Consider the following 12,103-nt stretch of genomic DNA (forward strand, 5'->3'; position numbering starts at 1 on the left):
TCAGATTCCGTCTCGTTCAGATTCCGTCGATGCGGATGCCGCGGCGCTCGCGGTCGAGCAGCAGTTCGGCCTTGATCCGGCGCACGAGCGGGCCGTACAACTTGCGCACGAGTTGCTCCACGTTCTCGGGACCGGACGCGGCGGCCGCCGCCGCCGCTGCCGTCGCGGGTGCCGCGGACGACAGCGCCTGGCCGGCCTGCGTCAGGGTGTCGGAGGTGGAACGAAGCGCGTCGGCCGCCTCCGGCACCGCATCGGCGGCGCGCGAACGGAGCTCGTCTGCCGAAGGGAGGTCGGGCACCGACGGGAGACCGGGCGCGCGGTCCGCCAGCGACGAGAGGCCAGGCGCCGATGGCACCGACGGCGCCAGGGACGAGAGATCCGGCGCCCGCGGCACCGACGTCGGGAGGCCGAAGGCGCGCTGCACGGGCGCGACGACCGGCTGCGCGGCAGGGCGGGGCGTCGTCGTGCCGTGCATCGCGGCGGACCTCGGCGTTGAGACCCGTGAGACGGATGCCGCGGCCGCGGTTACGGCCGCGGCCGCCCGGGAATCGTCGCTCGGCCATGCCTCGTTCGAGTCGTTCCACGTCCGCGCCGGTCCGTCGACGTGGAACGAACCGTCGGTGGTCGCTGGTGTGCTCGTCGGTCGCGCGGGAGCGGCGGAGCGCTGCACGGGGATCGAGCCGCGCAGGGTCGAGGATGCGGGGGCCGACGCCGCGGCGCGGTTGGAGGCGGGGGTGGAGGGGGTGGGGGCAGGGCCGGAGTTGGAGGCACGGCCGGGGTTGGAGGCAGGGCCGGAGTTGGAGGCAGTGCCGTGGGCGACGAAGGGCGCATCCGGAGCGATCACCCGTGCGGCGACGACCCGGCTGTTCTGGCGCGGCACGGCCGCGGGTCCGAGGCCGGGAGTCGTGATCGCCGGCACGATCGTCCGTGCGGCGAAGAGGGGAACTGAGCGCAGCGGGAACACGGGCGCCGTCACGCCGGGAGCGTCATCCGCGCTGGGAGCGGCAACCGTGTCGGAACCGGCTTGGGCCACGGGCACCGATGCGTCGTCGGCGGGGACGGCTTCAGGCAGGGTCATGTCGACGGATGACGAAGGGATCCCGGACACATCGCGTTGGATGGCGGGAAACGCCGCCCCGCGAGTGTCCTCCGAGTGCACCGATACGCGACCCGAAGGATGCCTTCGGGCGATGCTCGCTGCATCCTCAGCGGAGGAGCGCTGCGCAACCGGCGCATCCGTGGCAGCCGGTTGAGACGTCTCGGACCGTGCGTGAGATCGGTCGGGCGGTTCAGTCGAGGACTGCGCGCCACGATCCGACTCGCGCTGCACCGGTGCGGACGTGAGCGGCGCGCCCAAGCCGACCGGTCGCCGGGTCGAGGCGGGCGGGGGCGATGCATCGAAGGTCGTGGCGGGGCTCCGCGCGAGCCCAGCGTTCAGGGCTGTGCGCTGCAACGTCGGTTGGACACGCGGCGGCGCCGAGGAGGCCGCCTCAGCGGCCGTCGTTCGCGGTGCGGGTCCAGGAGCGGAGCTCGGAAGCGGCTCCGCCCCCCGAGTTGCCCGACTATCGCCGAAGTCGGGAAACTCGATGGGACTCCCAGGCGCGGACTCCACAGAAGGCGGCTCGATCCCTCGAGTTGCCCGACTTCGGCGATAGTCGGGTGAGCCGACGAGGGTCTCGGGCGCGAATGGTTCCGCCTGCGCCTGCGTCGGCGTCTGTGGCTGCACCTGCGTCTGTGGCTGCACCTGCGCCGGTACCTCGGACGAGTCCTGCTCCGGTGTTTCCGCTGCGCTCGATGCTTGCAGCGCCGCGGCGCCCGGGCCCCCGGCAACGACGTCGTCCGCCTCCGCCGGTTGCACGAGCGGCAGCCCCTCGTCGGCATCCAGGCGTTGAACGGGCAGCTCGGGCCCCGCGGCATCCGTCACCGCATGCACCTGACGCGCGGATGGCGCCGACGCTCGACCAGGCGGCTGCTGCGGCCGCTGCCGGAGACTCAGCTCCGACGCGGCCGCGCGCTGCACGGGCGCTCCGAGCGCCCCGCCGTCGAGGCCGAACATGCCCGCCGGAGCCCGGTCGTCGACGAGGTGGCCCATCGTGCCGAGCGACGCCGGCACGACCCGCGTCGGCAGCGACGCGACGAACGCCGGCCGCAAGATGGCCGGAGCGGCATCCGAGACCTGACGTTGCAGCGGCGGCAGGAACGCCCAGCCCGCTGGCGGCACGGAGCGATCAGCGATCGACGGCGCGACGACGCGAGGCGCGGCATCCGTCGTCCGCTCCTCGGATCGCTGCCACGGCCATCGCACGCCTCAACCGCCTTCGCGGAGCCGCGTGTTGATCGCCGCGATCTCGTGCACGTAACGCAGACGCGCCGCGTGCTCCATGTCGAGGATGTCGTCGAGCGACCAGTGGAAGTGATAGGCGACGTACGCGACCTCCTCATGGATGCGGTCGGACGAGTACGTCATGATTCCCCCAGGCGTCCGCCTGCGAGATCGGCGGTGAACCGGTGCGAGCACTCCGGGCACGTCACCGCGATTCGGGTGTGACCCTCGGCGTTGATGCGACGGTAGAAGTCCTGCAGAAACGCGACGTCGGACGCGAACATGTTCTCGATGATCGAGCCGTCGACCGTGCCGAGCGTTCCGAGCGATGTGATCACCCGGCCGAGCAGCACGACCGTCGTGAAGGCGGGGTTCTCCTGCACGCGTGCGTCGTAGAGCGGCAGCAGTTCGTCACGGGCCGTCGCCAGCCGCATGACGCCTCGACGATGCACGGTGCCGTCGGCGGTGACGTAGCCGCGCGGAAGCTCGAACGCGAACTCGGTGCGCATGGCCCCCTCGTCGAAGGCGGTCGGCCCCGAGCCCGCACCGGCCCCATCGGATGCCGCATCCGCACCGGGTGCGGCCGACGCGGCCGACGCGCTCGCTCTCGTGGAGAGCACGCGCTGCATCAGGTCACCTCGGACTCGTCGAAGCAGACCGTGAACTTCTCGGTCGCCTGCTCGGTCGCGCCCGCCTTCAGCGAGTTGACCTCGACGACGCGCACCCAGCAGTTGCGGAACTCGTACTTCTTGAGCGAGCTGCCCTCGTAGTCGAGCAACTCGACCGACGCATTCTTGCGCGCCCCGGCCACGTCGCCCTTCATGACGACCTTGAGCCAGTCGGAGATCGTCTTGGATTCGGTGAGGCCCCGCGTCACGGTGAACTCACCCGTCTTCGCCCGGCCGATGAGCTGCCGCGCGACGTACTTTCCGTCGGCGAGCTGCTGTTTCAGTTCGATCTTGTCGACTTCGTTCTTCAGGCCCGAGACCTCGGTCACCTTCGGAATCTCGATTCCGTCGATCGTGACCTTGAAGGCGTAGGCAGGTGAGGAATCGAAGGCATCTGCGAGTGCCATGTCATGCTCCTAGTGGTTGGTGGTCGGTCGTGGTCGGTAGTCGGTGGTCGGTCGTGGTCGGTAGTCGGTGGTCGGTCGTGGTCGGTCATTCGGTGACGAGGCTCGTGCCGCCCGAGAACTGCGAGAGCTGGAACACCACGAACTCGGCGGGCTTCACGGGTGCAACGCCGATCTGGCAGATGACCTGGCCCGCGTCGATGACGTCGGCCGGATTGGTCTCGTCGTCGCACTTCACGTAGAAGGCCTCGTCTGCGCTGCGCCCGAAGAGCGCGCCCTTGCGCCATTCGCCGATGAGGAAACTCGAGATCGAACGGCTGAGCTTGCCCCAGAGCGCCGGGTCGTTCGGCTCGAAGACCGCGAACTGGGTCGCGTTCAGGATCGACTTCTCGAGGTAGTTGAAGAGCCGGCGGATATTAATGTACCGCCACGCCGGATCGCTCGAGAGGGTGCGTGCACCCCAGACGCGCACGCCGCGCCCCGGGAAGCTGCGGATGGCGTTCACGCCGATCGGGTTGAGGGTCTCCTGCTCGGCGCGGGTCAGCTGCGTCTGCAGTTCGACGGCGCCGCGGATCACCTCGTTGGCCGGCGCCTTGTGCACCCCGCGCTCGTTGTCGTTGCGCGCCCACACGCCGGCGATGTGTCCCGACGGCGGGATGAACCGGTTGGTTCCCGACACCGGGTCGAGCACCTTGATCCACGGGTAGTAGAGCGCCGCGAACTTCGAGTCGTAACCCGCGTCCAGGCGCCGCCACTTCGCTGCGTCCTGCGCGGACAGCTGCGGCGGCGGGTCGAGCACCGCCATGCGGTCGCCCATGAGCTCGCAATGCGCGATGACGGCCAGCTGCACGGCCTTCACCGTCTCGATATCGACGGCGCCCTGCTCGTATGCGGCCATGAGGTCGGGCACCGCGACCATCGTGACCTCCTCGACCGCTTCGAGGCCGCTGAAGCCCGTGCGGTCGGCGGAGTCGCCGATGTAGTTCGCCGCGCCGATGTCGTCGAGCACGATCGGCTGCTCTTCGGGTTCGGGCACGACGAGGTCGAACGTGCCGGTCCGAGGCTTCAGACCAGCGGATGCCGGGTCGACCTCTTCGACCGTGACGAGCTTCGATTCGGCGAGTTTCGACACGACGTACTCGGGGCTGCTGGGCTTGGCCGAGACATTCTCGTAGACCTCCGGCGAGCGACCCTCGGCGGTCACGGTGACCTTGAACGTTCCTTCCTCGGGCGCCTCCCCCTCGGGGTCGGCGATCTCGACCTTGACCGGCTTCGCATTCGGCGAGGCGTTCTTCGCCGTGAACGCGTAGTTGCCGATCTGGGCGGTCTGCGGACCGGCAGCGAGCTGCTTGGGCTCGCGCTTGCCGCTGCTCTTCCCGCTGACCGGCGCCGTGCCGATGCGCACGACATAGCAGTTGCCGCCGCCGTTCAGGAAATAGCCGTAGACCGCGTAGGCCAGGTAGGCGCCCTCGTACAGGCCACCGAACGTGTCGACGAACTGAGTCCAGTTCGACACGAGGGTCGGCGAGTTCTCAGGCCCTTTCGGCGCGATGCCGATGAATGCGGCGACCGCGGTGCCGACGCCCTCGATCGGCCGCGTCCCCGCGTCGATCTCCTGCACGTACACACCGGGTGAAAGGTAGGTGGGCATCCCGAACTCCTTCGCTGGATTGCGTCTCTCCAGCGTCGGCGAGCCGATGGCCCGCGGCGCAGTCTTTCGGTGCGTGCGCGTGGGTAGCGGTGGCTGCGCGATCGGGCACTGCCCAGGCGAGCGAGTGCACGCCCCCTGCTCAGCCGGCCGCTTCCTCCTCGTCGGAGTCCTCTTCGCGCTGCACGAACGTGCCCTGCACGAACGTGCCCGGCACCGCCTCTTCCTCCTCGTCGGGCGCCTCCTGCCGCTGCACCGGCGCGGGCGCGCTCATGGCACGGGCCGCGTTGTCGGCGGCAGCGCGCTCGAAGCGGTCATCGGGGTCGCTGACGCTCACCCCGCCGCCGGTCGGTGTTCCCGCGACCGGACCGGAGCGCTGCTGCACGACATGGGTCAGCTCGTGCGCGAGCGTCGTGCGCCCGGCCTGCGACGACGGGTCATACGCATCCCGCTGGAAGACGACGTGGTTGCCCGTGGTGTAGGCGTGCGCACCGACCGACTGCGCCGAGGCGTGGGCCGGTGCATCCGTGTGCACGCGAACGTCGCCGAAATCATGGCCGAGTCGGGACTCCATATCCGTGCGCACCCCCGGTGCGAGCGACGACCCACCCGAGGTGATCACGTCGTGCACGGGCGAACGCTGCTCCTCGACGAGTTCGCTGACGGCGCCGTTCCCGGCCTCGCGCTGCAATCGAAGCATGGCTGCGCTGCTCAGCACCTCGGGCCGTCGCTCGGCGAGCCCGGGCATCGCCGCGCCCGGCTCTCGCGCGGCCTCCGGCGTACGCCGTCCGGCCTCGACATCGATGCCGTCCATCTCATGTGCGTGCATGGTGCACCTCCATGATCGACCGCTTCCATTCCACCGCGCCCGCGGCACGGTCGTGGGGGATCTGCCCGTTCGGGCAGCCACTCCTGCACATGCGGGTAATCGGAGTCATCGCCCCACGACCTCCGGCCAATACGCGCCGAACTCGCTCTCGACCACGAGCCGGCCGAGCTTGCGGTACTCGCGGTGCACCGCGATCACGCAATGCTTCATGAGCACGGTGCCGCGGTCGGCGGCGGCCAGATACGCGGCGGTCACGGCAGCAGAGCGGATGCCGCCGCCCGCGAGCTCGAACGACCGCCCGAGGAACTCCAGGTCGATGTCGTCGGCCCGCCGCAGGTGGTGGCCGAGGCTGCGATCCCAGAGGCGCGTGCGCTGCGAGGCATCCGGCATCGGAAAATCGACGATCACGTCGAGTCGGCGGGTGAACGCCTCGTCGATGTTGGCGCGCAGGTTCGTGGCGAGCACTGCGAGGCCGTCGAAGGTCTCCATGCGCTGCAACAGGTAGGCGCTCTCGACGTTCGCGTAGCGGTCGTGCGAGTCCTTCACGTCGCTGCGCTTGCCGAACACGGCGTCGGCCTCGTCGAAGAGCAGCACCGCGTTCGTGCCGGCGGCCGCCCGGAAGATGCGCTCGAGGTTCTTCTCCGTCTCACCGATGTACTTGTCAACGACGGTCGAAAGGTCGACGACGTACAGGTCCAGCCCCAGGCCCCCCGCCACGACCTCGGCCGACATCGTCTTGCCGGTGCCCGAGTCGCCCGCGAACAGGGCGACGACGCCGTGCCCGCGGCCGCCGCCTGGTCGCATGCCCCAGTCGCCGAGCACCTGCTCGCGGTGCCGCGCCCGGAGCTCGATCTCCTGCAGCGCGTTCAACGGCCCGTTGGGCAGCACGAGGTCATCCCACCCCACGCACGGCGCCACCCGGCGGGCGAGCCGGTCGAGTGCCGAAGCATTCTCGGCACGCGCGCCCGCCGCCAGGTGCTCGGCGGTGATCACGCCGCTCGGCGTGAGCGTTGCCTGCGTGCGCGCGGTGGCGGCCGCGCGCTGCACCTGCTCCGGCCCCAACCTGAACGGGCCGGTCGCCTCGGCGACGTCGAGCCCGTCGGCCGCGGGCCCGAGCGACGTGCGCCACAGCTGCGAACGCTCCTCGGTCGTGGTCGGTTCGACGTCGGCCATCGCCGGCAGCTCGCGACACCAAGCCGGGTCCCAAGTCGAGTCGCCGATGAAGACGGTCGGCTGCGGCGAGTCGGCGAGGGCTTCGACGAGGGCCGCCGAAATGTCAGCGGTCACCGGCGCCGCGATCAGGCCGACGTCGCGCAGGCGGGCTTCCCGGGTCGCGAGTCGGGCGAGCGCGAGCGCGTCGCGGTCGCCGCCCAGTCGCGCGAGGTCGAGTTGCACGACGCCGAGCCCCCGCGAACGGATGCCGCGAACCGCTACGGCCTCACCCGAGCCGGTCGCCGACTCTCGCAGGTAGACGAGCCGGATGCCGGCGGCGAGCGCCTGCGTCACACGACTCGAGTCGCCCCAGTCGACGGACGACGGCTCGCGCAGCACCCCCTCCAGCGAGCGATCGGCGGTGTCGTCACCCAACAGGTGCCCGACGATGCGGTCGGGCACGCGTACGGCACGCCCGGGCAGCGGGCGGTCCTCGTCCTCGACGATGACGAGCCCGCCCGACACGAGCGGCCCCGAGATGAGCCGTGCCCGGTCCTCCGCCGACGTCAACGGCACCCCGCAGAGCTCGAGGGCCACGCCGACCGATGGGCGGCGTCGGCCCACATCGTCGTTGAGGTATCCGAAGAACCGCTCGAACCGTTGGTCGAGGTCGGCCGCGAGGGCGATCACGAGCAGGTCCACGTCGATCTGGCTGAGTCCGAAGGCCTGCGCCAGGCGGCGCAGGCGAAGCGGATGCCCCGCCGCCTCGGCCATGTCGGCGTTCTGTTCCGTCGCAGCAAGGCGAGCCGAGGCATCCGACCACGCCGGAATGCCGGGAACACCGGCCAGCAGCCGGTCGATCATCTCGTCGCTGAGGTAGAGCCCCCTGAACGGGTCGTCGGGTTGCGGATCGACCGCACGCCGAGCCGCCACGAGCCGGCGGATGCGATCCTCGATCGCTCCGATCCGCCCCAGCAGGTGGGCGATGCTGGGGTCGCCGATCATCTCAGTCCTCCGACGATTCACCGCCGGGCATCGGCGGCAGATCGGATGCCCGGTGCGCGGCGCTCTCGTCGATGCCGAAGCCCGGCGCGCTGAACTGCGCCTCCACACCCGCAGTGACGGGCGGCCCGGCGGGGTATTGCAGGCCCCTCGCGACCGGAGCGGTGATCACCAGATCGAGCGATGGTTTCAACTCGCCGCCGAGCGACGACCAGACATCGGCGAACGCCCGGTCCTCCGGCGGCGGCTGCGCGACGCTCAGCGAACAGGGCAGCCCGGTCTCGGCGAGCGTCGTCAGCACGTAGGTGTCGGGTATCGCGTCGAACCGCAGGAAGCACCGCAGCAGGGCATCGAGCAATCGATGCTCGTCGTCGGGTCGTTGCGTCCACGCGGTCACGAGATAGGAGAGTTTGAAGTATCGCGGTGCCGGCGTGCGATGCGTGACGAGACCGCGTTCGTCGCGCTGCTCCGTGAAGCCGTATTCGCGTCGCTTCGTGTCCTCCCTGATGTCGTAGAGGAAGAGGTCGACGGTCGGCGCATTGCGTCTGGCCGCCCAGTCCTTCGTCGGAGCATCGAGCGCGATGTCGATGTCGGCGGCGATGCCGTCGGACGCCTTGACGAGGGCGCGGATGGCGTCGTCGATCTCACCGATCATGCGTTCAGTGTGGGATGCCGCGGGGGCGCCGCACCCCGTGCTCCGGGCACCCGTGGGGGCAGCCGTGGGTTCCTCCTCGGGCATGCCGGCGACGGCATCCGGCCGGAGGAGCCCTTCCGGCCGGAGGAGCCCTTCGCATCAGATGAGGCCTTCGCGCATCGCGTACGCCACGGCGTGCGAGCGGTTCCGCAGCTGCAGGCGCGTGGTCACGTCGTGGAGCACGTTCTTCACGGTGCGCTCCGAGTACGAGAGCCTGGTCGCGATCTGCGCGGTATCCCAGCCCTCGGCGACGAGCTTCAGCACCTCGATCTCACGCGAGGCGAGCCCGGTGAAGGTGATCCCCCGCGGATCGAGCACGGTGCGCTGCAGACGGCCGACCTGGTCGAGCAGGCGCCCGAGCAGGTCGGGCGGAACGGTGCCCTCGCCGGCCGCGGCCGAGGAGATGACCGAGATCAGTCGCTCCGTCGTGGCATCCGATCGCCTGACGAGGCCGACCACGCCGCTCTCGACGGCACGAACGAGATCCTGATCGTCGAGGTGCGAGGCGATCAGGATGACGCGGGCCTCGCCGTTGCGGCGCACGAAGCGAAGGGTGTTCAGCGCCTCGTCGTCGACCGTGTCGACGACGACGAGCACGACGTCGGGCGGCTCGTCTTCGGCCGGGCCGACGACGCGCACTTCGGGGCGCGGTCGCAGGGCGCTCGAGACACCGGCTTCGGAGATGGGGTCGCGCGCGTACACGCGCACCGTCGTTCGAGTCATGAGATCCTCCAGATTCGAGGCGGAGTGATCGGCTCCGCCGAAGGGGAACGAAGCGAGTCTGTCTGGGCACGCTCTTCGCGCACTCAACGCACTCTCAACGGGCAACATCGCTGCGCGCGCGCACGCTCGTCCGGGCTCGAGTCGCCGCATCGAGCGGAGCTACCGTGAAGTCATGCCCACTGGTCCTGCCCTCCGCGTCGGCGACGTCGCCCTGTGCGCGCTCGTCGATGGGGTCACCCCGCATGTGGGCGGGCCGATCACGCCGGCAGCGGGCGCGCTCAATGTCATCATCGGCGGGATGCCGGCCGCCGTCGCGAACCTCGTACCCGGTGGCATCGCCTGCGCGTCGCCCGCACCGAACGGCATCGCCCAGGGCAGCCTGACCGTGCTGATCGGCGCCTTTCCCGCCGCTCGCGTCGGCGACCTCACGATGCACGGGATCCCGATCGCGCCGGGACCCGGCGCCGTGAACGTCATCATCGGGGGGTGACGTGGCCCAAAGGGCAGCAGATCTGCCCCGATGGCGGGTCGGAGGGCCGACGCGAGCTCCGGTGCCTCGCCGTAGCGTCGGAGAATGGCCACGGTCGCCGACATCGAGCCCGCGTCGCTCGCCGTCACCCCCGGACAGGCGGGGGCCTTCACGCTGACCGTTCGGAACGACGGCGATGAGGTCGAGGCCTACCATCTGTCGGTGGTCGACGACGCAGCCGACTTCGTCGAGATCGAACCCGACACCCTGCTCGTGCACCCCGGTGAGACCGGTACCGCCACGGCGACGATCACCCTCCCGTACTCCGGCCGGTGGTCGGTCGGAGATCTGGTCGTGCGGCTCCACATCGTTCCCGCGGTGCGGCCCGACGAGTTCGTGGTCGTCGAGGCCCTCGCCACGATCCAGTCGTTCACCGACGTGGCCGCCGTGCTCTCGCCGCCGGTGCTCCAGGGCCGGCGAAGCGCCGAGGCCGAGATCGCGATCGCCAACGCCGGCAACTCGCACACCGACGCAGACGTCGCCGTCTCCGCTGGTGAACTCGTCGTGTCGATCGATCACGCGCGGGTGGCTCTGCCTGCCAACAGCACGGAGAGCGTGGACCTCGATGTTCGCGCCAAGGGCCTGCTGTGGCGAGGTGAGGCCGCGCAGCATCCGTTCGTCGTGACGGTCACCCCGCAAGGCGAACAGTCGATCTCGCTGAACGGGACCTTCACGCAGCTTCCCCTCCTTCAGGGATGGACGTTCACGGCCGCGATCGGCCTCGCCGCGGCTGCGGCGCTCGTGCTGGTCGTGTGGCTCGGCGCGATCACGTGGAATGGCTTGACCGGCAATCCCACCGAGGCTGCGTCTCAGTCCGCCACGGAGACGCCGACACCCGAGCCCGTGAATGTCGTCGCCATGGACGTCGCATTCGAGAACGAGAGCGCGAAGTCCGGTGACCCGGTGATCGCCGTACTGGCCCCGGAGGTCGAAGGCGCACCCGATGGCGCCCGGCTCGCCGTGGAAGTCGAGTGGCCGGAAGGCCTCACCGTCAGTGATGACGACTGCACGGGATGGGTCGCACCCGACGGCCGCGAGGCCGACCCTGCGCTGCAAGGCCGGCCGCAGTCGGGCGACGAGTGCCTGATCGATCCCGCGAGCAGGGGCGGCGACGCGGAGCTGACCTTCGCGACCCAGCCGTCGGGAGTCACCGGGGAGGTGAGCGCCGAAGCGACGCGCATCGTCGCGATCGAGGACGGCGAGGCGACGACCCTCGAAACCGGCGCCGGATCGGACTTCGGCGAGGCGGTCGCGATTCCCATCGCGCTCGAGCCCTACCCGTTCTGGTTGGAAGTCGTCGACGCCGAGTTCACCGAAGGGGGGCCGGATGCCGCGGTCGTCATCCACCGGACCCTGCTCGGCGACGGAACCGACGAGCCGGCCACGATCACGTTCCAGGTGGTCGCACCGGCCTTCGTCGAGGGCATCGACGACACTCAGGGATGCAATATCCAGCTCGACCGCGAAGCATCGACCTGCACCGTCTTGATCGACGGTTCCAACGACCCCGAGAACGTCAACCGGCCGATCGAAGTGTGGTTCGAACCGAACGACGCCCGCGGCGTCGGAGCGGTGAACGTGCACGGCGTCGCGCTCACGATCGGTGACCGAGACGTACCGCCGACCGAGATCGACCAGTGGATCCGCGACGCCGATGGCCTGCTCGTCAGCGAGAGCCTCTTCGGGGTAGACGTCAGGTTGGATTCGGATGACGACGCAGCACAGGGAGAGCGCGTCACCGCGACGATCGACGTCAGCGCCTCGGACCTTCCGGCCGACGTCGAGTCCTATCACGGCGGCTCCTGGACGCTCGGACTGGAACTCACGTGGCCCTCGGGGCTCGTGCTCGACGGGCAGCCGGCCGGGTGCACCACGTTCGTGGGCCGCCTCTGCACCCTGCCCGGCCCCGACCCGGGCGAGAAGGCAACGGTCACGCTGTCGTTCACCGTCGACGACCCCTTCGACGGCGGGGAGATCGGGGCGAAGGGCGCCACCCTCACCTACGATCCGACGACCAGCGCCGACCGCAGCGATGGCCGTGAACAACCGGCGATCAGCGTCCCGCCGCACTGGATCGGCAGCGACGCCGAGACGTTCCCACTGTGAGCAGTGAGCGGTGAGCGGCGAGCGC

General features: G+C 70.2%; 12 protein-coding genes. 3 read left to right on the forward strand and 9 right to left on the reverse strand.

Translation table 11 applies throughout. From position 1 onward, the window contains the following. Positions 1–16: 16 nt before the first annotated feature. Positions 17–1,078, reverse strand: a complete 1,062-nt coding sequence (locus AC1C2S_RS05755) for a hypothetical protein (protein WP_495351572.1) — start codon at positions 1,076–1,078, stop codon at positions 17–19. A 976-nt stretch (positions 1,079–2,054) separates the two neighbouring features. Here AC1C2S_RS05755 and AC1C2S_RS05760 point away from each other — a divergent pair. Next, positions 2,055–2,180 carry a hypothetical protein gene (locus AC1C2S_RS05760; protein ID WP_495351573.1) on the forward strand — a complete coding sequence of 42 codons (126 nt, stop codon included), beginning with the start codon at positions 2,055–2,057 and terminating at the stop codon, positions 2,178–2,180. 128 nt (positions 2,181–2,308) lie between these two features. Here AC1C2S_RS05760 and AC1C2S_RS05765 read toward each other — a convergent pair whose 3' ends face one another. From AC1C2S_RS05765 to AC1C2S_RS05800, 8 genes are all read right to left on the reverse strand, one after another. After that, complete coding sequence (locus AC1C2S_RS05765; RefSeq protein ID WP_495351574.1) at positions 2,309–2,467, reverse strand: DUF6760 family protein; 159 nt, start codon at positions 2,465–2,467, stop codon at positions 2,309–2,311. Beyond that, positions 2,464–2,952 carry a hypothetical protein gene (locus tag AC1C2S_RS05770; RefSeq protein ID WP_495351575.1) on the reverse strand — a complete coding sequence of 163 codons (489 nt, stop codon included), beginning with the start codon at positions 2,950–2,952 and terminating at the stop codon, positions 2,464–2,466. Before AC1C2S_RS05770 ends, AC1C2S_RS05765 begins: the two co-directional genes overlap by 4 nt. Further along, positions 2,952–3,398 (reverse strand): phage tail protein, encoded by a 447-nt coding sequence (locus AC1C2S_RS05775; RefSeq protein ID WP_495351576.1) that lies wholly within the window; start codon positions 3,396–3,398, stop codon positions 2,952–2,954. The genes AC1C2S_RS05770 and AC1C2S_RS05775 overlap by 1 nt, the downstream gene beginning before the upstream one ends. An 85-nt stretch (positions 3,399–3,483) precedes the next feature. Further along, positions 3,484–5,046, reverse strand: coding sequence for a phage tail sheath family protein (locus AC1C2S_RS05780; protein WP_495351577.1), 1,563 nt, complete (start codon positions 5,044–5,046; stop codon positions 3,484–3,486). Positions 5,047–5,185: 139 nt separating this feature from the next. Further along, positions 5,186–5,872, reverse strand: a complete 687-nt coding sequence (locus AC1C2S_RS05785) for an eCIS core domain-containing protein (RefSeq protein WP_495351578.1) — start codon at positions 5,870–5,872, stop codon at positions 5,186–5,188. A gap of 105 nt (positions 5,873–5,977) precedes the next feature. Further along, entirely contained in the window at positions 5,978–8,029 is a 2,052-nt protein-coding gene (locus AC1C2S_RS05790; protein ID WP_495351579.1) for an ATP-binding protein, read from the reverse strand. A gap of 1 nt (position 8,030) precedes the next feature. Continuing rightward, positions 8,031–8,681 (reverse strand): Pvc16 family protein, encoded by a 651-nt coding sequence (locus tag AC1C2S_RS05795; protein ID WP_495351580.1) that lies wholly within the window; start codon positions 8,679–8,681, stop codon positions 8,031–8,033. A 138-nt stretch (positions 8,682–8,819) separates the two neighbouring features. Beyond that, complete coding sequence (locus AC1C2S_RS05800; RefSeq protein ID WP_495351581.1) at positions 8,820–9,443, reverse strand: response regulator transcription factor; 624 nt, start codon at positions 9,441–9,443, stop codon at positions 8,820–8,822. A 172-nt stretch (positions 9,444–9,615) separates the two neighbouring features. Between AC1C2S_RS05800 and AC1C2S_RS05805 the strand changes: the two genes are divergently transcribed. Further along, positions 9,616–9,933, forward strand: coding sequence for a PAAR domain-containing protein (locus AC1C2S_RS05805; RefSeq protein WP_495351582.1), 318 nt, complete (start codon positions 9,616–9,618; stop codon positions 9,931–9,933). Positions 9,934–10,017: 84 nt separating this feature from the next. Continuing rightward, on the forward strand, positions 10,018–12,078 hold the full coding sequence (locus AC1C2S_RS05810; protein WP_495351583.1) for a COG1470 family protein: 2,061 nt from the start codon (positions 10,018–10,020) through the stop codon (positions 12,076–12,078). Positions 12,079–12,103: the final 25 nt, after the last annotated feature.

The sequence above is a fragment of the Agromyces sp. Y782 genome (assembly GCF_059445405.1).